Consider the following 23,419-nt stretch of genomic DNA (forward strand, 5'->3'; position numbering starts at 1 on the left):
TAATTATCAACGAAATATAATAAAGTTACTGTTATCCCTTATGCTTAACTATACCTTTTTATTTTCCTTCGAACCATCCTGGGCATAATCTGTGGGTGTCATCCCGAAGTGCTTCTGGAAATTCCTTCCAAAGCTCGTCTGGGACTTATAGCCTACTTTTTCGGAGATCTCATAGATCTTGAGGTTGGTGGTCTTTAGTAATTCGGCAGCCTTTTTAAGCCTGCTCATGTTTATTAATTCATAAGGCGATAGGTCTGAAATATCCTTGATCTTGCGGTAAAGTGTGGAGCGGCTCATATACATGTGTTTGGCCAGCATATCGATATTGAGGTCCGGATCGTTAAGGTTTTTGTCAATGACCTTATCGAGTTTGGACAAAAAGGTCTTGTCGGTATTCGATGTGGCCAGCGATCTCAAATGTGCAAGCGGGGAACTCGAATAATGCCCCAGTATGGTTTTTCTGTTTTTCAGCAAGTTAGAGATCTGCACCTCTAAATGGTTCATGGAAAACGGTTTTGAAATATAGGCATCGGCCCCCGACTCCAGGCCTTCGATCTTGGCATTCAGGGCACTTTTGGCCGTGAGCAGGATCACCGGAATGTGACTGGTCTCTACATCTCCTTTTATGCGTTTACACAACTGGATCCCGTCTGATATGGGCATCATCACATCACTAATGACCAGCTCCACTTCACGGTCGGAGATCACAGCCCATGCTTCCTTGCCATTTCCGGCCTGTATCACATTATAATTTTCAGACAATTCGCCATACATAAAATTAGCAAGTTCTTTATTGTCCTCGGCTATCAGGATCAAAGGGGCCTGCTTTTCAAAACCCGGCCGCTGTGTTTTCGGATCGGGAGCGCTCATCCGTTCATGGTCACTGCCTATGGTTTTGAATTCTTCATCCTGATGAAGCGGTATTTTAAGGATAAACGTATTCACAGCCCTTCTTTCTTCATCGATATAAAGTTTACCATGATGCAATTCGGTAAGCGAATGGGCCAGGGAAAGCCCGATCCCTGTTCCCGGATTTTCCGCCTCCCCGGGAAGCCTGAAGAACGGCTCAAATATACGTTTCTTCAGGTGGGTAGGGATCAGCTGGCCGTCGTTTTCTATGCTGATCTGAAATTCCGTTTCGTCCGTACTGAGAAATACCTGCACACGGCTTTCGGAATACTTTATGGCATTGATGAACAGGTTACTGAATATTTTCTTTATGGCCCCCTCATCGACAAAAGCATAGACGTCGTTCTTGTCTTTGATGAGATCGAAATGCAGGCTCCTGTCCTGGATAAGCTGGCTGAACCGAATATAAGTTTCTTCCAGGATATCGCTGATATTCACCTCCACAAAACTCAGTTTCATATGTTTCATCTCGGTTTTCCTGAAATCCAGCAGTTCATTGACCAGGTTGATGAGCCTGGCGGTGTTTTTTTCCATGATCCCCAGGTTTTTCGGGATCTCAGGGGACTTATATTGCCGCTTAAGCAACTTTTCCAAAGGATTTTTGATCAGTGTTAAGGGTGTCCTGATCTCGTGGGCAATATTGGTAAAAAACTCTATTTTGGCTTCGTAAATCTCTTTTTCCTTTTCGTTTTCGAGCTCGTGGATCTTCCTGTTGCTTTTGTTTTTTGTGTACCGATGATAATAACGCAACAGCAAATAAACCAACAGCAGGAGCAATATGGCATAGAGGGCATAAGCGGTATTACTGCCCAGGAACGGGGGCAAAACCTCTATTGCCAGGCTGCTTTCATCGCTCCAGGCCCCCTGGCTGTTCAGCGCCTTTACCTTAAAGGTATAATTTCCGGGAGGCAATTCGGTAAACCTCACCTCGTGGTTTTTACCCAGGGCAACCCACTGATCGTTCAGGCCTTCCAGTTTATACCAGTATTGGGCCATTTCGGGAGTGGTATAGCTCAGGGAGGCAAATTCCAGGCTAAAGGTCGATTGCTTATTGTCAAGGACGATCCGTTCCGAAAATGAAATGGACCTTTCCAAAGGGGAATCCTCCCCGCCCACCGGCACTTCCTTGTTATTTACCTGAATATTGGTGATGTAAACCGGGGACCGGAAATCATTACGGACAAACTTATCGGGATTAAAACTGATCAACCCGCTGACCCCGCCGAAATACATCTCCCCATCCTCGTCCTTGAATGCAGAACTGTAATTGAACTGATCGCTCAGCAATCCGTTAGACCTTGTATAGACATTGAACACCTCTGCTTCCGGGTCAAATTCGAGGAGCCCGTTTGACGAGCTGATCCAAAGGTTTTTATTATCGTCTTCGAGTATGGAATAAGTGACATTGGTGGGCAGGCCGTCTTTTTTGGTAAACCTCCTGAAGTTATTGGTATCTTCCTGAAAAAGATTAAGGCCGTTTTCGGTAGTGATCCAAAGCCTGTTCCCGGAATCTTCAAAAAGGCCGTTGATCACGTTTGAACTAAGGCTGTTGGGGTTGTTCTGGTCATACCTGTAAAACCCCTTGTCATTGGTCGCCGGGTTGTAATAATACAATCCGTCCCAATAGGTCCCGGCCCAGAATACTCCGTTATGGTCTTCGATAAAGCAGGTATAATGAAAAACTTCCGGGAAACCTTCTGCCACCTTGAACGTATCTTTTTCCGGCAGGTATTGATAAATTCCGGATGAAGTAAGCACATAAATATCCCCGGCCCTGGTCTTGTAAATAAAGAAAATAAAATCGCTCCGGAGGTTGCCTTCGTCCTCTCCCGTACCAAAATGCTTAACAACTTTTCCGGAATTGATGTCCATGATATCGAGGCCGTGTTCAAAGGTCCCTATCCACAGTTTGTCCCCGACCGGCAGCAAACCGTGGATGTTGTAGTTGGCCAGATTTCCCTTTTCACCTACGGTAGTGTAATTGATAAATTTTCCGGTTTCGGGGTCAAACCGGTTCAGGCCGGCGTCTTCGGTCCCGATCCAGAGGTGGCCAAAACGGTCTTTTTCGATCTCGCGAACAGCATTCCCGCTGATCGAATTTTCTCCGACCTTAGGAAAATACCTGCGAATGGGTGTATACTGTTTAGAATAATAATTGACTCCCCCGAAATAGGTGCCGATCCAGACGCCCTGTTCCTTGTCCAGCACCAATGCATATATCGCATTGTCCGACAGGGCATACGGATTGTTGTAGTCCTTCCTGAGATTCCGGTAGCTATGGTCCCGGAGGTCGTAAATATAAATCCCGGACTCGCTGGCGATCCAGAGTTCGTTTTGGTTCTTTTTCAGGAAATCCCGGACAAACAACGGATTTTCACTTTCTTCCAGCAGGCTGATCAGTTTTTTTTCCGACCTTTTATAAAGCAGGGGCCCGCGGTTTTTCGTTCCGATCAGCAGGGAATCCTTTCCCTGGGAAGAAATGGCCGTAATAATAAATCCTTCGTCGGGGCTATTCTGGTTAACCAGGTCTATTTTCTTCAGTGAATTGTTGTCCGGGACAAACTGGTAAAACCCTTCCCTGGCAGAGACAAACACTTCTCCCGATATATTGCTCGTAAGGAGGGAAGCATGGATCTGATTAAATTTTTCTTCTTTTCCGTCCGGGTCGTTTATATTCAACCTGTGCAGATCACCTCCCGCAATAAACCACAGGTTCCCTTTTACATCGCCCTCGATATCGAGGATAGGCCGGTCCTTTGTACTTTCAATCAGGATAAAGGATTCGGTTTGTTCGTCGTACCGGAATAATCCCATATCCGTACCTACCCAGATATAATTGCCATACTCGTGGAGGCATCGTATAAAATTGCTCCCTATACTTTTTTCATCTCCCGGCTCGTGCTGAAATAATTTAAAATTATACCCGTCATAGCGGTTCAGTCCGTCTTTGGTGCCGAACCACAAAAAACCACGGTTGTCCTGCAACATACAGATCACGGAATTATGGGAAAGCCCTTCCTCGACCCTCAGCTTCTTAAAAGCATAGGTCTGGGCCTGTGACCTTCCGATGCAGAAACAACATATTAAAACCAGCCAGAATCCTCTCATAATGCTACAAATCAACTCATTTTGATAAAAACCTCCTCATACAGATCGTACCATTCTTCTACAAATCATTTCAAAATATACCCTTTTGCGGAACTACCGGATAAGTTGAGCTTTTTTGAAGAAAAACTGAAACAGTTTCTCTGCTCCTTTCTGAAATAAAATAATCTATTTTGAAAAAGACAATACACCAATATTTTACTTACAATTTTAAACAATAAACAAAATAACAAGTAAAAACTTAACTGATCGTTAATTTCGGGAATTTTGTTTGATGCCAATGACATTGACGGGGCAGAAACATTATTTCTACAAATTGTTTCATCACAACCAAAATCCAAAAAATTTCAAAATGAAATGCTAATGAGAACTATGCTAACATTCGTTTTCAGGTTTAAATTCGCGCTACTTCTGGCCGTGTTCCCTATGCAAAATGCACAGGCACAGGACACCCTGGAAGTTTCCGGGAGTATCACCACTCCGGACGGCGCCCCCATCCCCTTTGCCAATGTCCTGGTCAAGGATACAGATACCGGGACGTCGGCAGACATGGACGGGAATTATTCCATTACCGCTTCTTCAGACGCCATACTGGTATTCAGTTATGTCGGGTTTGGCACCGAGGAAATCCCGGTAAATAATCAAACCGTAATACATGTACAATTAAAGGAAGATGTCGCGGCTCTTGACGAAGTTGTTGTGGTAGGTTATGGTACCCAACAGAAAAAGGACCTGACCAGTGCGATCTCCATCGTAAAATCCGATCAGATCCAGAAACGGCAGACCACCACGATAGCCGAAAGCCTTCAGGGGCTGGCCCCCGGGGTAAATGTCCGTGGTGGCGGACGCCCCGGGCAGGAAGCCAGGATTGAGATCCGGGGACTTAAAAACCTGCAGAGTGCCAATCCGCTTTATGTTATTGACGGCCTGATCACCACGGCAAACCGTGACTTTAACCCCAACGACATCGAGTCGGTCCAGATCCTTAAAGATGCAGCAGCAGCAGCCATATACGGGTCAAGAGCGGCCAACGGCGTGGTGATCATCACCACTAAAAAGGGAAGAAGCGGTCCGCTCAAGGTCAGTGCCAGTTCCAAAATGAGCCTCACCGAAGTGCCCCGTTACGACCTTGCCGGCCAGGAAGAATTTGTACGGCTCAACAATATGGCCTACGACAATGCCGGGCTCTCCAGGCAGGAGCTCGACCTCAATGTAAATACAGACTGGCAAAAGGAAGTTTTCAGGACCGGGCTTATCCAGGACCATAACGTCAGCTTTTCCGGTGGTGGTGACAATTCTTCCTACTTTATTTCCACCAACTATTTCGGGAACAAAGGAACGGTGATCTCTACGGATTTCGACCGGGTCTCCCTCCGTGTAAACACAAGTGGCCGCAAAGGCATCTTCAGCGTCGGAGAAAATCTGGCCCTATCGAACTCCAAAACGGAAGAAACCGGGGCCCCCGAAGCATTTAGGGGCAACCCTTTTATCGACGTGATACGCCTGTTCCCTACCATTCCCGTGTACGACGATGAAAACCCGGGAGGCTACGGATACGGAAAACAGGGAGTAGCCAACACCTTTGCGGCAAACCCGGTGGCCATTGCAAACCTCATCGACCGGAAAACCGAGAACTTCAGGATCAGGGGAAACCTCTGGGCAGAGATCGATCCGTTTCCATTCCTTAAATACCGGTTTAATTTCGGTTATGAAACCAGTTTTGACGATTATTTGTATTTGAGGCGCGAAGGGAACTGGACCCTGAACCAGCCCTACGAACCTTCTTTCACCAATCAGAACAAGGCACAATCCGAAACCAAACTCCTGGAAAACACCCTTACTTTCGACCAGGAGTTTGGTAAACACCATATTACCCTGGTCGCCGGTACCACTTACCAGAAAAACAACTATGAACAAATAAACGGTACCAAGAGAAACCTTTTGGTCAATCCCAACACAGGCGAATATTTCGATGTCCTGGACCTGGGAGACCAGGGAATAGTAGGCGGATTCCGCAATGAATCGACCCTCATATCCTATCTCGGAAGGCTGGAGTACAATTACGACGACCGTTATCTGCTCAACGCCGTTCTGAGGCGTGATGGCTCCTCTAAGTTCAGCGATGAGAACAAATGGTCCAACTTTCCTTCGGTCTCCCTGGGATGGCGGTTAAACAACGAAAGTTTTTTCAGGTCCGAAACCATCAGTGACCTGAAACTACGTGCGAGTTATGGCGAATTGGGCAGTGGTGATATTCCCGACTACCAATACATAGGGCTGATCAACACCTTCGGGGCTATTGCCCTTGGAGACGGCCAAACGCTTTATCCCTCTGCCACCCAGGTAAGACTGGCCAACTCCCAATTGCGTTGGGAGACCTTAAAACAGACCAATATCGGGATAGACCTCGGATTGTTCGACAACAGACTCCAGTTAACGGCCGATTACTTTATCGCCCGAACGGAGAATGTGCTTTTTGAATTTCCCATACTCCTAACCACCGGTAATGATGGCGGAAGCCCGCTCATTAATGCCGCAACCGTGGAAAACAGGGGTTTTGAGTTTAATGCAGCCTATAACCAGGTAGTCAATGACGATCTCAGCTTTAATGCCTCCCTGAACCTCAGCACCCTTCGCAACGAACTGATCTCACTGGGCAGCGGCTTAAACGAAAGTATTCAGGGCAATACCATAACACGTTCCGGGGAACCGGTGGGCATGTGGTATGTATTGCAGACCGATGGCCTGTTCCAGAGTCAGGAGGAAATCGATAATTATACCAATTCCCAAGGCCAGGTGATCATGCCCGATGCGCAGCCGGGGGATATTCGCTTTAAGGATGTAAATGACGACGGGCAGATCACCAATAAAGATAAAACCGTGGTAGAAAGCCCCTGGCCGGATTTTGAAATGGGATTCAATGCCGGTGTACAATACAAGGATTTTGATTTTTCCATGAACTGGATCGGTTCTTTTGGGGCTACCGTTTACAATGGCTTCAGAAGTATCGTAGACCGGTTTGACGACGACAGTAACTACCGTTCGGGAATCCAGCCCTGGACCCCGGAAAATCCGGACACCAATTTTCCGAGAGTGGTAAAGGGGACTACCCTCAATGCTCGTGGGGATAGTGACCGCTGGCTCGAAAACGGGAGTTTTGCAAGGTTGAAATACATAGGTATCGGATATAATGTTCCAACCGAACTGTTAGGCAAGATCGGTTTCGACAGGGCGAGGATCAGCCTGTCCGCCCAGAACATCATCACCATCACCAGATACAATGGACTCGATCCTGAATTCAGCAATAACGATATTTTCCAGAGAGGTGTTGATTTCGGGTCTTTCCCTAATGTGAAAACATATTCATTAGGAATAGAATTTGGCTTTTAAACATAAACCAATCGCGATGAAAAAATTATTAATCATAAGTACAGTGATATGCACTCTTTTTGCAGTTACCTCCTGCCAAAAAGACGAACTGGACCTCAAGAACCCGAATGCCCTTACTACCGACCAGTTCTGGGTAACCCCGGACGATGCCGAAAAAGGGGTCAATGCCATTTACGCCATGTTCTATAAAGACGGTTTATGGGCGAGATGGGTCTATTTTCGGCTCGACCTCACTTCCGACGAAGGTTTTAGCCAGAGCCCCTGGGTGGAACTGGCAGACTGGACCCGGTTTGGTTACATCAATTATAATTTCTGGGAAGGAAATTCGGTAACCTGGCGGGATACTTACAAGGCTATTTTCAGGGCCAACCAGGTACTGGCCAATGTCCCGGACATTGAATTTTCGGATGAGAACAGGAAGCAACAGCTCCTGGGCGAAGCCAAATTCCTGAGGGCACTGCATTATTACTACGCCGGAGTGCTCTGGGAAAATGTCCCCCTTGTACTGGAACCTTCAAAGCCGGACGATCTCCATCCGCAAAATACCAAAGAAGAAGTTTTTGCCCAGGTAGAACAGGATCTGACCGAAGCCTTTGCAGCATTACCCGAAGCCTGGGACGCTGCACAAACCGGAAGGCCTACAAAAGGGGCGGCAAAAGCCATGCTTGCCAAGCTCTATATGCAGCAACACCGCTGGGAAGATGCCAAATCTACCCTGGAATACCTTATCAAGGGAGAGGGGGCCATGTACAGCCTGGTAGATCATTACGAGGATAACTTTACGCACCTCAATGAGAATAATTCCGAATCCGTGTATGAGATCCAGTTTGGCGACCAGCGACGTGGCGGGACCGGTGAAGGCCAGGATGCCTCCGTGTCTACAACAAGAGCGCAATTCTTCGCTCCCCGGGGGATCGGATGGTCCGACGGCCAGGCCCGTTTCTGGCTCGTGAATGCCTTCAAACAGGAGCAGACCTCAGATGGAAAAATTGATGAACGGCTGCGTTATTCCCTGTTCTATCCGGACCTTTTTAAAGATTTCGGAGATAAAATCTACGGAAGGGACTGGGAATGGGGCGATCAGGAAGCCTGGTTCCGGAAATACCAAAGGGACTATTACCGCGAAAATGAGGACTACTACTCTGAAGTGAATTTCCGGTTGATCCGCTATGCCGATGTGCTGCTTCGCTATGCCGAGGTACTGAATGAACTCGGCATGACCTCCGATGCCTACCAGTACGTGGACATGGTCAGGGCAAGGGCAAACATGGCACCTCTGGCAACGGCCTATCCCGGGATCGGGAATAACCGGGAAGCGTTCCTGAACCGTTTAAAAACCGAACGTGTACTGGAACTCTCCGGCGAAAGTGTGCGATGGGAAGACCTGAAAAGATGGGGTGACCTTGAGGATCAGGCATCCGTAGATGAAATTGCGGAAAGAGACCCCGATTTCGAGAATTTCGAAGTCGGCAAACACCTCCGTTTACCTATACCCCAGGTGGAAGTTGAAAATAATCCTAACCTGGAGCAAAATCCGGGATATTAAAGGGAGCATATAAAGTGTTTACAACTGGTTAAACTTAAATAGCGACCCGCAGAGAACGATAAGATCTGTGCCTTTCTGCGGCATCTGCGGGACAAAAAGGCAAAGAAAACTCTAAATTAACTTAGAGACTGTCTAAATTTTGTTTTTGGAATATTTTATAGTGTATTTTTTCGTCAGACGAAGGTATTTTGAGGCACATAGCATTAGCTACGTGGCGAAAAATAGCTGAAGTACGGTTGCTGAGCGCAGCCGAAGCATGGCGGAAAAAGACGCATAAAAGAACCAAAGGATAAAACTTAGACAGTCTCTTAACCTATTCCGAAAAAAATATTCGGGCCATTTATACACATCATAATGAAGACAATTTTAAACTGGAAATTTTATGCAATGCTCATCCTTATTCTGGTGGGCTGTAAAGAAAAAACGAACAAAAACACAAAAACCGAAACAAAGACAGAAACAACCACCCGTTCCGTCTGGTCTGAAGAGAAAGCCAATCAATGGTATGAGAACCAGCCCTGGCTGGTGGGTGCAAACTTTAGTCCCAGTACGGCTATTAACCAGCTCGAAATGTGGCAGGAAGAAACCTTCGATCCCGAAACCATAGACAGGGAACTGGGGTGGGCGGCAGCGATCGGCATGAACACTATGCGGGTTTATTTGCACGACCTGCTTCATAAACAGGACAAAGAAGGTCTTTATGACCGGATGGATCAATACCTTGCCATTGCTGACAAGCACCATATCCGAACATTGTTTGTCCTGTTCGATTCCTGCTGGGACCCGTTTCCTGCCCTCGGTGAGCAAAGGGCGCCGAAACCCCACGTGCACAATTCCGGCTGGATGCAAAGCCCCGGGCAGAAAGTACTTCAGGATGCTTCGCAATACGGAAGACTGGAAAGCTATGTAAAAGAAACCATTGCTGAGTTCAAAGACGATGACCGCATACTTGGATGGGACTTATGGAATGAACCGGATAATATGACCGGGCCTTCCTATGAAGATGTCGAGATCCCCAACAAGGCAGATCTGGTCCTGTCTTTGCTCAAAAACACCTTCGCCTGGGCAAGAGAGGCCAATCCGAGCCAGCCCCTGACCTCCGGGGTCTGGACAGGAGACTGGAGTTCGCATGAAGACATGAAACCCATGCACAAATTACAACTGGAACAATCGGATATCATATCATTTCACAATTACAACGATCCGGAAGATTTTGAAGAAAAGATCGGACAACTCCAAAGATATGGCAAGCCCATGCTATGTACGGAATATATGGCAAGGCCCAATGGCAGTACATTTGAAGGGTTTTTACCTGTCGCCAAAAAACACCGTATCGGCATGTACAACTGGGGGCTGGTTGACGGAAAAACACAGACCAAATACCCCTGGGACAGCTGGACAAAACAATACACTTCCGAGCCGGACCTCTGGTTTCACGAAGTCTTCCGAAAAGACGGCAAACCCTATAAAAAAGAGGAAACCCAATTGATCTCGGAACTGACATCGGAAGTAAACGCAAAATAAAGACATGGATTTAACAGCCCCGATCTTCAGGACGTGGACCATAGTACCGGCCCTGTTCCTCTTTACGATCTGTAATGCCCAGCAACCCGATCCTCCCGGGCAGGTAGCGGAAGGCGAAAAACCCGAAAATGAGGCCTATCTCTTTGCACATATGACACACGAAGACTATGGCCGCCTGTATTATACCGTAAGCCTGGACGGGTTGCATTGGAATACATTGAATCGCGGGAAAAAGGTCTTTGAAGATTATCATGGCCACCCCGATATTGCCAAAGGGCCCGACAATCGCTATTATATTGCAGGAAATACGAGCGATGCATCTCCCGATATCAATATCTGGGTCTCGGAAGACCTGATCTCCTGGAAAAAGCATTCCGTTTATACCCCCGACCTGAAAAGCACTCCGGATTACGATGAGGCCCTGCAAAGGATCGGTGCCCCAAAATTGTTCTATGACGAGGCTTCCAACCAATTTATAATGACCTGGCATACCCCGCACAAGGAGGGCACCGAAGAAGACCCTGAAAGATACTGGGCGAGCCAGCGAACCTTATATGTCCTTTCAAAAGACCTGATCTCTTTTGAAGGACCTCCCAAAAAATTGTTCAATTGGGAATTCGGTACGATAGATGTCATTATCCGAAAGGTTGAAGACACCTATTATGCCATTTTAAAAGATGAGACCTACCCCACCCTCTACTGGCCTACCGGAAAAACGATCCGCATTGCACGTTCAGACGCTTTACTTGGTCCGTATTCCCTGCCACAGGATCCCATAAGCCCGAATTTCAGGGAAGCCCCCGCATTGATCCCGTCGCCGGATGGAAAAATATGGTATTTGTATTACGAACAATACCCGGGAGTTTCTTACGGCCTTTCCATAGCCGATAATCTCAACGGCCCCTGGTATCAGGCTTCCGGATATACCTTTTTCAGCGATTGGGATAAATACAGTTTGCCGGCCAAAGTGAGGCACGGCTGTATGCTACCTATTTCGAAAAAGGAATACGATACATTGGTCCAAAAATTCGGAATAGAAAACAATGAGAAATAAAAACAGGAAGGATCATGTGATCATATGCTAATACAGTAAGCGTAGTCCATGTATGACAATTCGATAATTGAAGAATAGTGTTATTTTACCACAGAGTGCCACAAAGTTGTTACACAGAGATCCACAAAGGGCCAGGCAGAAACCAGATTTCCGGCGGAAAAAACCCGCAACCGGCAACTGGCAACCGGCAACCGGCAACAAAAACAAATACATGAAAAAACAACTCATACTTTTATTCCTGCTCGCCTGCGGAAGCCTTTTCGCACAGGAGCGAACCTTTACCAACCCGCTGTTGCCTTCGGGGGCGGACCCTTACAGCACATATCACAACGGGTATTATTACTACACGCACACCCTCGGTAACAAGCTGACGCTCTGGAAAACCAAAAACCTGGCCGACCTCAAAAATGCAGAAAGCAAACTCATCTGGACACCGCCGGAAGGAACTTTATATTCCAAAGATATCTGGGCACCTGAGTTCCATATCATCGACGGAAAGTGGTATGTATATTTTGCAGCCGATGACGGGGACAATAACAACCACCGCATGTATGTACTGGAAAACACTTCGGAAGACCCCTTCCGGGGAACCTGGGATTTCAAGGGCAGGGTCGCGGCCTGGCCGGACCGGTGGGCCATTGACGGGAATGTTTTTAAATACAACGATGAACTTTACATGATCTGGTCCGGCTGGGAAGGTAACACCAACGGGCAGCAGAATATCTATATCGCCAAAATGAAAAACCCATGGACCATGGACGGCAAACGCGTTTTAATCGCCGAACCGACCTATACCTGGGAAAAACAGGGCGACCTGGACGACGAGATCAATCCGCCACACGTCAATGTCAACGAAGGCCCTCAATACCTGGAGCACGACGGAAAGATATTTATTGTTTTTTCTGCAAACGGATGCTGGACGGATTATTATGCCCTGGGCCTGCTAAGCCTGGAAGGCCGGGATATCCTGAATCCCGCTTCCTGGAAAAAGCACCCTGAGCCCATCTTTACCAAATCGGAAAAGCATTCGGTCTATGCCCCGGGGCACAATTCTTTTTTTAAGTCCCCGGACGGTACGGAAGACTGGATACTGTATCACGCCAATTCCAATCCCGGTGACGGTTGCGTGGGAAAACGCTCCCCGAGAATGCAAAAGATCGAATGGAACAAAGACGGGACCCCGAACCTGGGCATCCCTGTTTCGGAAGGCACGGTGTTAAAAATACCCTCGGAAAATTAATACCGAATGACTGTTGATCCACTAAAATTTAAGCTGTTGACGCAATTTTTAGCTTTTGACCAGGTGCTGGAACTCCCCTCTTCAAACGAGGAGGGGCGTCCCGCTTGGTGGAACGGAGAGTTTAACCCGGGCCATGACCTGGGCGGCTTTCTAACCCCCGGTCTCCGGGGTTGAACTTCAAAAATTAACATATTATCTGCAATATCGGGAACGGAAATATCAGAACTCATGAGATCATATTTTAATATACTGTTCTTTTTCTTAAGCGGATTTGCAGCCTGCCAGGAACCTGCTTCACCCAAACCCGGGGAGGGACATCAGCTATTTACCAATCCCGTAGTAGCCCGGAATTTTCCCGACCCCACAGTGATCAAAGCGCATGACGGGTTTTATTATGCTTACGCTACAAATACTACGGTAAACGGGGAGACCCTGAACATTCAGGTTTTAAAATCGAAAGACCTTTTACACTGGCAGGCCTGTGGGGATGCCCTGCCTGAAAAACCGCACTGGGCGTCTTCGGATTTCTGGGCGCCTCATGTGATATACAGGGAATCAAAAGGGAAATACTACCTTTACTATTCCGGCGAATCCGTAGCGGATGATACGGGGAAATGCCTGGGTGTTGCGGTTTCCGATACGCCGGAAGGCCCTTTCACAGACAAGGGAGAACCTTTATTATGCGGAAAGGGCTTTGTGAACATTGACCCCATGGTCTTCCAGGATCCCGGTTCCGGAAAAATATTTTTGTACTGGGGTTCAGGGTTCGAAAGTATTAAAGTCCGTGAACTTTCTGATGATATGTTAGATTTCAAAGCAAATTCAGCAACAACGGCACTGGTCCATCCCGTAAAAAACAACGATCAGCACAATTATGAAAAACTGGTCGAAGGGGTATGGGTAACGAAACACAAAAATTTCTACTACCTTTTCTATTCCGGCGACAATTGTTGTGGAGAAAATGCCCATTATGCCGTAATGGTTGCCCGGTCAAAACATCCTGCCGGGCCCTTCGAGAAGTATAAAAACGCACAGGGAACCCCCGTTATTCTCCATCAAAACCACAAATGGCTTGCCCCGGGACACAATTCGGTCATTGCAGATGATTCCGGCAGGCATTGGATCATGTATCACGCTATAAACAGGCAGAGCCCGGAAAAGGGAAGGCTTTTTCTTATGGATAGGCTCATATATTCAAACGGATGGCCCGAAATTAAAGGCGGCTCCCCCTCCATAGATCAAATAAAAACACCCCTAATAAAACAGTAATGAAAAACCGGAAATACATTGCCCTACTGTTTTTACTTTCTTTGAAAGCATGGGGCCAGGACATTGAGAAAGAACAGATATACCTGGCAGACCCCACGATCTTTAAAGACAATGGCATTTATTACCTCTACGGCACAAAAAACGACCCCAGGATCGAGGGCGAAGGGTTCCTGGTCTATACTTCCACAGACCTTAAACACTGGCAGGGGCCTGTTGGGGCAAAAAACGGTTTTGCCCTGAAAAAAGGAGATGCTTTTGGCACTGAGGGATTCTGGGCCCCTCAAATATTCAAATACCATTCAAAATATTACATGGCTTATACGGCCAACGAGCACATTGCCATAGCTACCGGTGATAGTCCTCTGGGGCCGTTTACCAATAACATGAAAGCCCTTAAAGCCCCGGTAAAACAGATCGACCCTTTTGTTTTCTTTGATGATGGAAAGATTTATTTGTATCACGTCAGGTTACAGGACGGAAACAGGATCTTCGTTGCAGAGATGACAAAAGACCTCCAGGGCATTAAACCGGAAACCCTGAGGGAATGTATAAATGCCCGGGAAGGCTGGGAAAATACAAAGGATGCGGAATGGCCTGTCTCCGAAGGGCCTACCGTACTTAAAAAAGACGGGCTTTACTATCTGTTCTATTCGGCCAATGATTTCAGAAACCCGGATTATGCCGTGGGGTATGCCGTTAGTAAAAACCCGCTCGGCCCCTGGAAAAAGAGCAAATACAACCCCGTCATTTCAACAAAAAACACGGGCAAAGCAGGCACCGGGCATGGAGATCTCATAAAAGATGACAAAGGCTCCCTCTATTATGTGTTGCACACCCACTATTCCAACCGGGAGGTACACCCGAGAAAAACGGCGTTGATCAAATTCGATTTTCAGGACCACAGATTTAAAGCCTCAAAAGACAGTTTTCAATGGATCGGGTTATAGTTGATGAGCTGAACACACAGCGGGTCATTTATTATATGTTACAACAACCATCACCGGATAATGATCGGACGGAAGCCTGATCTTATTTCCGTATAATTTTATTTCTTTCGGATAATTCCCGGAATTGACCAGTTGTTCCAGGCTTTCTCCCCTGATCTTGTACGAATCGGTCAGTACCCCGTGTTTTTTCACCTTAAAGCCGGGCGATACAAATACGTGATCTATCCTGCTTGTAGTTGTTGAATTGGGGTCGAACCCATTGTAAGTTCCTTCAGCACCGTATTTCAGCAAGGCTAGGTCGTAAGTATCGGTCAACTGTTCAGAAGCATTCAATATCTTATAGCTGGGGCTGTTCTGGTCCACATTAAAATCTCCTGTTAGTACAACCGGTATTTCTCCTGCCAGTTCTTTTATTTTTTTGAGGATAAGACGGGCACTTTCCTTTCGGGCCACTGTACCTACGTGATCGAAATGGACATTAAAAAAATAAAACTCAAAACCGGTATCCTTTACCCGGAACCTGCCCCAGGAACAAATGCGGGGCAATACGGCATCCCAGCCCTTATTCGGATATGCCGGGTCTGGCGACAGCCAGAAATCTCCCTGCTCCAGCACACTTAGCGAGGCTGTTTTATAGAATATGGCAGAATGCTCTCCTTTTTGTTTTCCATCGTCCCTTCCTACGCCTATAAAATCATATCCCGGTAATTCCGTCTTTAGCTGATTGAGCTGGTGCTGAAGCCCCTCCTGACTGCCAAAGATGTCGAAATCGTGGAAGCGGATCAGTTTGGCAACGGTCTCTTTTCTGAATTTCCAGTTATCGAGGGAATCTGACGGGTTGTCGTACCTTAAGTTATAACTCGCCACGTTCAGGGATTGTGCATAAACCGTACAAAAGCTGCATAGCACCCATAGTATGGCCAAATAATAATTACGTTGAACTTTTTGTTTCATTTTGTTCGAAAATTTCTGCTCCGGATCTTCTTTGCCCGGATATCTGTTTTTCCGTAAAATTATAAAGTTTGTCCATAACCATTCCTATTTTTCCCGGGTTTTTCCGGGTGCGTTTGGCAAACGGATTCTTTATGATTTTCCGGAAAGAAGCAATAATACCTCCTCTTGTATATTTTGTAGACGCTTTGTAGACGTCTCTTCTAAAAGTTGTAGTTGCTATGTATGCGGTTAAATCTTGTTGTGTGCCTGAGGATGCTATACATTTGTTTCCGGATTTTAAACAATTTCCTGATCTGAATCAAATTGTTATAACCGCAAAAACAGCCTCAACCGTATTGTATACTACCATCATCGGGAGGATTATTGCCTGTTTTTAACACAAAGGAAGCGAACAAAAGAGTAAACCTATATATTATCACCTTAAAATCAACAACTCATGTGGATCAGAGTATCAAAAACAAGTGTAAAACAAGTAGATGCCGCGCATCTTAAAAACCCCAAAAACCCGGGCACTCCTATGACACTCAATCTGTATCAGGCAGAAAGCAGAACAGTGTTTTTTGTGATAAAGAGTAAAAAAGCCATTGGAGAATATCTGGAAACACCGACAGGAAGGCGTATCCCGAAACGGAAATGGTCTCCCCAAATGGAGGAATTGTCAAGGAGCCAATCGGCCATGGTATCACCATTGAAAGGGGGCTTCAAAGTAACACTCCTCGGCTGGCCTGTTTTATTGCTCGTTATTTACTTAATTGGCAATGCTGTATATGAAACAGCTACACTACCGGCCCGGAAGAAAGCCTATGAGCAGGAAATGGCAGAACTGGCAACCGTACACGAAGGGGAGATTTACTTTGGCAGGTACCGGGTGTATAAAGAAAAAGGGAATTTTATGGATAGCAAAGAAAGTGGCTTTGGCTGGTTTAAGGTGATAAAGGTTGAAGATGACACCTACCACATTGCTAAAAGCGTAGAAATAAGTGACATTGCCAAACCGAAAGAAGAATTGAACAGCAGTGATTTTGAAGAAGAAAGTTTTGTCGTCAAGGCAAAAGAACTGGAAGCCTATCATAAAGCATTTGCCTCGGAAGACAGACTGGTAGAGATTGTGCTTTCCGAAAAGAAAGAATGAGTGTACCGCACTGATCATGCTGATTTAACAGATATTCGGGGATAAAACAATGCAAATACGGAAATACCATTTTTTATCTTGAAACCCTGGACGGTTTTTACAACAATGATGTGTTAAAGGACACAAAGGATGAATTTGGAGAAAATGCTTCCCTCATTAAAATAAATTCAAAAACTTATGTAAAGGAGGCAGTAAAAATAAAAACAATCAGGAGGTTAGCTTAGTTACCGGGTTTGAAAACGGATTCTTATGGATTAGGATTGAGATAGAAGGAGAAGAAAACTCAAAATTGAACGAACTCCATAAAAATAAAATAACGTATACCAGTAATAACTCTTGTTTTTAGCTGTAAAAATGATAAACCTGTTCAACAAAAAAGCCGAACCGGCAGACATCGACTATAAAGAGGGTGCTTTTTATATCAACGGAGTAGCGGTTTCCTTCCCGACTTCCGCTACGGTGCTGTATAAGGCGCTGGGAAAGCCCTCCCGCAGCGGAAAGACCAGAACTACCAAAACCACCATCGACTGCTGGGACAAGCTCGGTATTTATGCCGACTATGCCAATGCTTCCCACATATTGTATATTTTGTTGATTACAAACAAGCACAACGGCATACAAATGCAGCCCAAACGCTTTTACAACGGTGAAATTACAGTCGAGGGCAAACCGTTTGCACAACAGGGTAAACGCTCCTTATCACTGGGCCCGCACGAAATAGGCCAACTGGTAAAAGACGGAAAGACCTTAGGGTATTACATCGGATGGAACGTTTATTATAAAGAAGAAGTCCCCGCCGATAAATACACCATTCATCCCCTGGAAGAAGAAGTGATTGATTTTAACGATTTTGGGTTTAAAGTCTCCATTATTCAGGAATTGATGTATAACAAAAAATTACTTCAGCCGGCATTTGACCTCTATGAATTTGCGGAATGGTACGACAAGCGGAAAATTGATATTGAAGAAGAAGGCTATGAGCCTATTTCCGAAGTAACGCAATATTTTAAAGACTTGCCCATTCCAAAACGGCTTGCCAGAGAAGTGACCGAAATCTATCAGGATGGTGGAAATGAAATCTATCTGCACTTATTGCGCTTTGGCGAAGGCCGGGAAGACTATTGGGACATTGAAAGCACCGAAGATGCAAAACATTTTCCCAACTTAAAGAAAGCCGTTTTGTGCTATGCCAAAGAACACGTTATTGAAGAGCTTAATGAAAAGGGGATAAAAGCCAGGTGGCTGTAAGTTTAAATGAGTTTACTATTCACGTCAAGTGACCGCGGAAGGATTACTTCGTGATCCTTAACAACTCCCCTTCACAAATACCAAGCCCGCAAAGCTCTCGCTTTGCTCTTTTTGTTTTTTTCCAAAGTTTTGAAACTGCGTTTCAACTTCTCCAAAAAACAAAAATCCGCTAACAAAAGTTAGCGGACTTGGTACTTGTAGTGACCGCGGAAGGATTCGAACCCTCAACCCTCAGAGCCGAAATCTGATATTCTATCCAGTTGAACTACGCGGCCATACTCCGATCTGCCGGTAAGCGGCAAATCTGAGGTTTATTTTATGTCAATTTTTGTTTTACGATAGTAGAAATGATCTTTCCGTCCGCTTTTCCGGCCAGTTGTTTTGTGGCCATTCCCATCACTTTTCCCATATCCTGCATGCCCTGGGCACCGGTTTCGGCGATGATCTTTTCTACTGCCTCCGCAATCTTTTCTTCGCTGAGCTGTTCCGGTAAAAACTTTTCGATGATCCCGGCTTGTGCTATTTCGGGTTCTGCAAGGTCTTCTCTTCCCTGTTCCTTATAGATGGCGGCACTGTCTTTTCGCTGCTTTACCAGCTTCTGCAACAGTTTCAGTTCCTCTCCTTCGGTCAGTTCTTTGGCGCCGCTTTCGGTCTGGGCCAGTAATAATGCAGATTTTACCGCCCTTAAAGCCTCCAACGTTATCTTGTCTTTGGCTTTCATGGCAGTTTTCATCTCTTCCATGACCTTTGTTTGCAGACTCATATTTTCAGCTTTTATTACCGGACTGCGAATATAAGAAAGAATTACAAATTGTACGGCGAAAAATTACAAGATTTTTCCCTTTCGCCCAAAAACAGTTAAACGTCATGGTTTTAGAAAAAACACACAACGTTTAACGTCTTCGAAAGTATAACTTAACCCTATATTCGCTATTCCCCGACCCATGATCGCCAGGAACAGTGACCTTTTCTAGTCCACATTATCGTGCAGGAAAGAATTATTGGAACGCAACTGTATATCGTCGTTACTGTCCTTCCCTACGGAGATCCTGGAGGTGCCGTCTTCAGATGTTCTTTCGTGCAGCTCAACTCCCATTCTCTTGTATGCGGGCTGTTTTTCTATTTCGTCTATTTTGGAGGAGTTGTTGTTAAATTTATAATTAAACTCCTTCAGCTTTTTCCTGCGCTCTTCAGCTCTTAATTTAAGGCTTTCTTCTATGGAGGTATTAAAAGGGTCTACCTCCTTGTTTTCACCCCCTTCAACGGGATCGTTTACCACTTTTTTTTCAATGGCCAGCTCCTTGTCAACGATCTCGTTCTTTTTCGGGGCAGACTTTGGCTGGGCGTTGGAGAGCTTGTTTTCCATTTCCATATAGTCGTCCAGGCTATACCTTCTTACGCCTTCTTCAGAAACCTCGGTTACGGGGACAACCTCTACGTGGTCTTTCACATCATAGTCCTTTGCATCCCGATCCATATCAAAGGTAAAGACATTGGTCTTCTCTTCGTTATTTTCCTTTTTTGCAGAAGGGGCAGGCTCACTTTTTCTTGTACTCAGGGGCATATCGAAAGAAAGTGTGGTCTGCTGCTGCTCTTTTTGTTCTGCAGTTTGTACTTCTTCGGCCTGTACATCTATGTTCCTTATATTCTCGGTGGTATCTATGATCACGAAGTCCTCTTCCCTGGCATAGACTTCGTCGTATACCACATTTATGTCTTTAATAAGGTCTGTTGTGGGAACGAGATCCATCCTCTTTCCTTTATCCTCTTCGGTGAGTGTGTGTTTTATCGTCGTCTCTTTTTTTTCCTCCCGCTGAGGTTGGGCCATCACCCCGGGAAAATTCATTGTTGACGCGGTTTTGTCCGGAGTAAGGTTCTGAGTAGCCTTTTGTTCGTCTTCCAGGGTATGGATGATCTTTTTGGCTTCGGTATTTACTATTTCGTGTTGTTGTTCTATATTAAAACCTGTAGCGATAACGGTAACGGAAATAGCGTCTCCCAGGGAATCGTCTTCTCCCACACCCATGATGATATTGGCACTGTTACCTGCTTCATTCTGAATATGGTCGTTGATCTCCCCTATCTCGTCTATGGTGATCTCCTCTCCGCCCGAAACGATAAGTAGCAATACGTTTTTGGCTCCGGTGATCTTGTTGTCGTTCAGCAGGGGTGAGTCGAGTGCCTTGACAATGGCATCCTGTGCCCTGTTGCCTCCGGATGCGGAAGCAGACCCCATAATAGCGGTACCGCTATTGGACAGTACGGTCTTGGCATCCCTGAGGTCGATATTCTGGGTATAATGATGCGTAATTACTTCGGCTATCCCCCTGGAAGCGGTAGCAAGCACTTCATCGGCCTTGGAAAATCCGGCCTTGAATCCCAGGTTACCGTAGACTTCCCGAAGTTTATTATTATTAATTACAATAAGCGAATCTACATGACTACGTAGATTTTCTACTCCCCGGCGGGCCTGTTCGTTACGCATTTTTCCTTCGAACTGGAAGGGTATGGTAACAATACCCACGGTGAGTATGTCCATTTCCTTGGCCATCTTGGCCAGGATAGGTGCAGCACCGGTTCCTGTACCACCGCCCATTCCGGCGGTTATAAAAAGCATTTTGGTATTGCTGTCGAGCATACCTTTGATGTCTTCAAAACTTTCTATGGCCGCTTTTTCACCTACTTCCGGATTGGCTCCCGCCCCCAACCCTTCGGTCAGGGCTACTCCGAGCTGTATTTTGTTTGGCACCGGACTGTTATCCAGGGCTTGCGAATCGGTGTTACACACTACAAAATCGACTCCTTTGATCCCCATCTGAAACATGTGGTTTATGGCATTGCTGCCTCCACCCCCAACACCAATGACCTTTATGACATTACTCTGGTTCTTGGGCATGTCGAATGAGATGTTTCCAAAATCTGTGTTGCTACTCATAATTCTTGTTTACAGGTTTTAATTTCTTTTTCTTTAGTCAATACAATCTGTTTATTCTGCATTGTCTAAAAAGTCTTTTACTCTATCTGACCATTTTTCCAAAAAGGACTTTCGTTCCTTTTTTGGCCTCGATACAGTTTCGGGCTCATTGGTTGGTTCCTGGGGTTGCTGTATATTTTCTCGTTCGGCTTCTTCCTCTTCTTCTATGATGGCCTTTTCCCGCCTGTCCAGCGCGTTCATCACCAGGCCAACGGCTGTGGCGTAAACGGGACTGGCCACTTCAGGGTCCGAATCCCCGGCGAGGTGCTCATTAGGATAGCCTATTCTGGTATCCATCCCGGTAATATATTCTACCAGCTGCTTCAGGTGTTTCAGCTGGCTTCCTCCTCCGGTGAGCACTATTCCGGCGATGAGCTTCTTTTTTTGCTCTTCGTGGCCGTAATTCTTGACTTCCATATACACCTGCTCTATGATCTCCACGGCTCTGGCGTGAATGATCTTGGAGAGGTTTTTCAGGGTTATCTCCTTGGGTTCCCTGCCCCGCAATCCGGGGATGGACACGATCTCGTTGTCTTTGTTCTCACCCGGCCATGCGGAACCGAACTTGATCTTGAGCAATTCGGCCTGCTTTTCTATAATAGAGCAGCCTTCCTTGATATCTTCCGTAATGACATTTCCACCGAAAGGTATCACGGCCGTATGACGGATGATCCCGTCTTTAAAAATAGCGAGGTCGGTGGTTCCGCCCCCTATATCGATAAGCGCTACTCCCGCTTCTTTTTCTTCCTGGCTAAGCACTGCATTGGCCGAAGCCAGCGGCTCCAGGGTGATCCCGCCCAGTTCCAGGCCGGAACTCTTTACACACCTTCCGATATTGCGTATGGAAGACACCTGCCCCACCACAACGTGGAAGTTGGCTTCCAAGCGTCCGCCATACATGCCTATGGGCTCCTTGATCTCGGATTGCCCGTCCAGTTTGTATTCCTGCGGCAGTACATGTATGATCTCTTCACCGGGAAGCATTACCAGTTTGTAGACCTGGTTGCACAATCTGTCTACATCGGCCTCGTCGATCACCTCGTCCGAGTTAGGCCTGGTTATATAGTCGCTGTGCTGCAAACTTCTTATATGCTGTCCGGCGATACCGACAACCACCTCAGTGATCTTTTTTCCGGAGTCGTTCTCGGCTTCCTGTACCGCCTGCTGAATGGACTGGATGGTCTGGGTGATATTGTTCACCACCCCCCGGTGCACGCCCAGGCTCTTGGCTTTTCCTATACCCAATATCTCTATTTTGCCGTATTCATTCCGCCGGCCTATCATAACCACGATCTTCGTGGTTCCTATATCCAATCCTATTGCATATTTCTCCTGTTCCATAACTTATTTTTTGGTACACACCACCTGGTCATCAAACCGAAGATCGACTCTTTTGTAATTTTTCAACGAACCGTCTTTTAAAGCCTTTTGATAAAATGCTTTAAAATTAACGACCTTCTGTTCCAGGTTGTCCGTATTCCCCAGAGCTACAGTAAAGTCGTCCATTCGCAGCTTCAACTCGTATCCCGATCCCGTTGTGTGTATCCCTACAATATTCCTGTTTAAAAATCTGTCTTCATTTATATACTTTACCAGCGCATAGATTTCATTCAGGGCGTTTTCATCTACCTTCCCCGTAATCAATGGTACACGGGCGGTATGTACATGGGACAGGGGCATCTGCTTCCCCTCTCTGTCTATGTAAAACGAATCCTGCCCTTCTACACGGGCCAGGGGTTCTCTCTGTTTTACTTTTGCACCAAGTTGCCCGTTTACAGTCAGATAGACCTGGGCTTCCTGTATCATTTCGTTAGAGTTTAAAATATTCTCCAACTTATTCAAAACTAATTTTTCTTTAGGTATGCTCGTGACGGAATCCGCATTTTGTATTAACAATTTATTAACCATGGGATACGTTACAAACAGGTTGTCACCGTCCAGAAATTCGATATTAACGCTGCGTATTGTTTTTTTGTTATGTCTTTGATTGGCAAAAGAATACAGAAATACCAGCACTATAAGTACGAAAAACAACTTTATGATATATATGACTTTTCGCATTTTACGGATGTTAGTATATTATTTTTTTGTTCTTGTCTGTGTTCCTTGTCCTGTTTCGCGGTATTG

The 23,419-nt window shown here is 46.0% G+C and carries 16 protein-coding genes and 1 tRNA gene; 10 read left to right on the plus strand and 7 right to left on the minus strand.

Going from position 1 to position 23,419, the window contains the following annotated elements:
- Nucleotides 1-48 precede the first annotated feature (48 nt).
- Nucleotides 49-4,017, minus strand: a complete 3,969-nt coding sequence (locus KN811_RS15520; protein ID WP_187966264.1) for a hybrid sensor histidine kinase/response regulator transcription factor — start codon at nt 4,015-4,017, stop codon at nt 49-51.
- A 360-nt stretch (nt 4,018-4,377) separates the two neighbouring features.
- On the opposite strand from KN811_RS15520, the gene KN811_RS15525 reads away from it, so the two are divergent.
- The 8 genes from KN811_RS15525 to KN811_RS15560 all read left to right on the plus strand — a co-directional run bounded on the left by KN811_RS15525 (nt 4,378) and on the right by KN811_RS15560 (nt 14,984).
- On the plus strand, nt 4,378-7,404 hold the full coding sequence (locus KN811_RS15525; RefSeq protein WP_187966265.1) for a SusC/RagA family TonB-linked outer membrane protein: 3,027 nt from the start codon (nt 4,378-4,380) through the stop codon (nt 7,402-7,404).
- Between the two features lie 16 nt (nt 7,405-7,420).
- Entirely contained in the window at nt 7,421-8,950 is a 1,530-nt protein-coding gene (locus tag KN811_RS15530) for a RagB/SusD family nutrient uptake outer membrane protein (RefSeq protein ID WP_187966266.1), read from the plus strand.
- A 354-nt stretch (nt 8,951-9,304) separates the two neighbouring features.
- Entirely contained in the window at nt 9,305-10,474 is a 1,170-nt protein-coding gene (locus tag KN811_RS15535; protein ID WP_187966267.1) for a glycoside hydrolase 5 family protein, read from the plus strand.
- Between the two features lie 4 nt (nt 10,475-10,478).
- A complete protein-coding gene (locus KN811_RS15540) occupies nt 10,479-11,528 on the plus strand; it encodes a glycoside hydrolase family 43 protein (protein WP_247716523.1) in 1,050 nt (349 codons plus the stop codon).
- A 211-nt stretch (nt 11,529-11,739) separates the two neighbouring features.
- Nucleotides 11,740-12,768: a glycoside hydrolase family 43 protein gene (locus KN811_RS15545; protein WP_187966268.1), complete on the plus strand. Its 1,029-nt coding sequence runs from the start codon at nt 11,740-11,742 to the stop codon at nt 12,766-12,768.
- 36 nt (nt 12,769-12,804) lie between these two features.
- Complete coding sequence (locus tag KN811_RS15550; RefSeq protein WP_187966269.1) at nt 12,805-12,942, plus strand: hypothetical protein; 138 nt, start codon at nt 12,805-12,807, stop codon at nt 12,940-12,942.
- A gap of 54 nt (nt 12,943-12,996) precedes the next feature.
- The gene (locus KN811_RS15555; protein ID WP_187966270.1) at nt 12,997-14,037 is read left to right on the plus strand and encodes a glycoside hydrolase family 43 protein; all 1,041 of its coding nucleotides are present in this window, start codon (nt 12,997-12,999) and stop codon (nt 14,035-14,037) included.
- Entirely contained in the window at nt 14,037-14,984 is a 948-nt protein-coding gene (locus tag KN811_RS15560) for a glycoside hydrolase family 43 protein (RefSeq protein ID WP_187966271.1), read from the plus strand. The genes KN811_RS15555 and KN811_RS15560 overlap by 1 nt, the downstream gene beginning before the upstream one ends.
- A gap of 24 nt (nt 14,985-15,008) precedes the next feature.
- On the opposite strand, the gene KN811_RS15565 is transcribed toward KN811_RS15560, so the two are convergent.
- Nucleotides 15,009-15,938: an endonuclease/exonuclease/phosphatase family protein gene (locus KN811_RS15565; RefSeq protein ID WP_187966272.1), complete on the minus strand. Its 930-nt coding sequence runs from the start codon at nt 15,936-15,938 to the stop codon at nt 15,009-15,011.
- A gap of 436 nt (nt 15,939-16,374) precedes the next feature.
- Here KN811_RS15565 and KN811_RS15570 point away from each other — a divergent pair, with 436 nt between their 5' ends.
- Both KN811_RS15570 and KN811_RS15575 read left to right on the plus strand, forming a co-directional pair.
- Nucleotides 16,375-17,070, plus strand: a complete 696-nt coding sequence (locus tag KN811_RS15570; RefSeq protein WP_187966273.1) for a hypothetical protein — start codon at nt 16,375-16,377, stop codon at nt 17,068-17,070.
- 354 nt (nt 17,071-17,424) lie between these two features.
- Nucleotides 17,425-18,318 (plus strand): DUF6892 domain-containing protein, encoded by an 894-nt coding sequence (locus KN811_RS15575; protein WP_187966274.1) that lies wholly within the window; start codon nt 17,425-17,427, stop codon nt 18,316-18,318.
- A 201-nt stretch (nt 18,319-18,519) separates the two neighbouring features.
- Here the strand turns inward: KN811_RS15575 and KN811_RS15580 are convergent.
- The 5 genes from KN811_RS15580 to KN811_RS15600 form a co-directional block, all read right to left on the minus strand.
- Nucleotides 18,520-18,593: transfer RNA gene (locus KN811_RS15580), tRNA-Arg, on the minus strand.
- A 41-nt stretch (nt 18,594-18,634) separates the two neighbouring features.
- Nucleotides 18,635-19,081 carry a GatB/YqeY domain-containing protein gene (locus KN811_RS15585; RefSeq protein ID WP_187966275.1) on the minus strand — a complete coding sequence of 149 codons (447 nt, stop codon included), beginning with the start codon at nt 19,079-19,081 and terminating at the stop codon, nt 18,635-18,637.
- A gap of 207 nt (nt 19,082-19,288) precedes the next feature.
- Entirely contained in the window at nt 19,289-21,253 is a 1,965-nt protein-coding gene (ftsZ, locus tag KN811_RS15590; RefSeq protein WP_187966276.1) for a cell division protein FtsZ, read from the minus strand.
- Between the two features lie 51 nt (nt 21,254-21,304).
- Entirely contained in the window at nt 21,305-22,633 is a 1,329-nt protein-coding gene (gene ftsA / locus KN811_RS15595) for a cell division protein FtsA (protein WP_187966277.1), read from the minus strand.
- Between the two features lie 3 nt (nt 22,634-22,636).
- Entirely contained in the window at nt 22,637-23,353 is a 717-nt protein-coding gene (locus tag KN811_RS15600) for a cell division protein FtsQ/DivIB (RefSeq protein ID WP_187966278.1), read from the minus strand.
- Between the last annotated feature and the right edge of the window lie 66 nt (nt 23,354-23,419).

The sequence above is a fragment of the Sinomicrobium weinanense genome (genome assembly GCF_018863395.1).
Taxonomy (GTDB): Bacteria; Bacteroidota; Bacteroidia; order Flavobacteriales; family Flavobacteriaceae; genus Sinomicrobium; species Sinomicrobium weinanense.

Excerpts from the sequence above, each read along its gene's own strand:
- KN811_RS15570 (WP_187966273.1), top strand. The coding sequence starts at position 16,375 with ATGTGGATCAGAGTATCAAAAACAAGTGTAAAACAAGTAGATGCCGCG.
- KN811_RS15585 (WP_187966275.1), bottom strand. The coding sequence starts at position 19,081 with ATGAGTCTGCAAACAAAGGTCATGGAAGAGATGAAAACTGCCATGAAA.
- KN811_RS15560 (WP_187966271.1), top strand. The coding sequence starts at position 14,037 with ATGAAAAACCGGAAATACATTGCCCTACTGTTTTTACTTTCTTTGAAA.
- KN811_RS15575 (WP_187966274.1), top strand. The coding sequence starts at position 17,425 with ATGATAAACCTGTTCAACAAAAAAGCCGAACCGGCAGACATCGACTAT.
- ftsA (WP_187966277.1), bottom strand. The coding sequence starts at position 22,633 with ATGGAACAGGAGAAATATGCAATAGGATTGGATATAGGAACCACGAAG.
- ftsZ (WP_187966276.1), bottom strand. The coding sequence starts at position 21,253 with ATGAGTAGCAACACAGATTTTGGAAACATCTCATTCGACATGCCCAAG.
- KN811_RS15540 (WP_247716523.1), top strand. The coding sequence starts at position 10,479 with ATGGATTTAACAGCCCCGATCTTCAGGACGTGGACCATAGTACCGGCC.
- KN811_RS15545 (WP_187966268.1), top strand. The coding sequence starts at position 11,740 with ATGAAAAAACAACTCATACTTTTATTCCTGCTCGCCTGCGGAAGCCTT.
- KN811_RS15565 (WP_187966272.1), bottom strand. The coding sequence starts at position 15,938 with ATGAAACAAAAAGTTCAACGTAATTATTATTTGGCCATACTATGGGTG.
- KN811_RS15525 (WP_187966265.1), top strand. The coding sequence starts at position 4,378 with ATGAGAACTATGCTAACATTCGTTTTCAGGTTTAAATTCGCGCTACTT.
- KN811_RS15530 (WP_187966266.1), top strand. The coding sequence starts at position 7,421 with ATGAAAAAATTATTAATCATAAGTACAGTGATATGCACTCTTTTTGCA.
- KN811_RS15600 (WP_187966278.1), bottom strand. The coding sequence starts at position 23,353 with ATGCGAAAAGTCATATATATCATAAAGTTGTTTTTCGTACTTATAGTG.
- KN811_RS15520 (WP_187966264.1), bottom strand. The coding sequence starts at position 4,017 with ATGAGAGGATTCTGGCTGGTTTTAATATGTTGTTTCTGCATCGGAAGG.
- KN811_RS15555 (WP_187966270.1), top strand. The coding sequence starts at position 12,997 with ATGAGATCATATTTTAATATACTGTTCTTTTTCTTAAGCGGATTTGCA.
- KN811_RS15535 (WP_187966267.1), top strand. The coding sequence starts at position 9,305 with ATGAAGACAATTTTAAACTGGAAATTTTATGCAATGCTCATCCTTATT.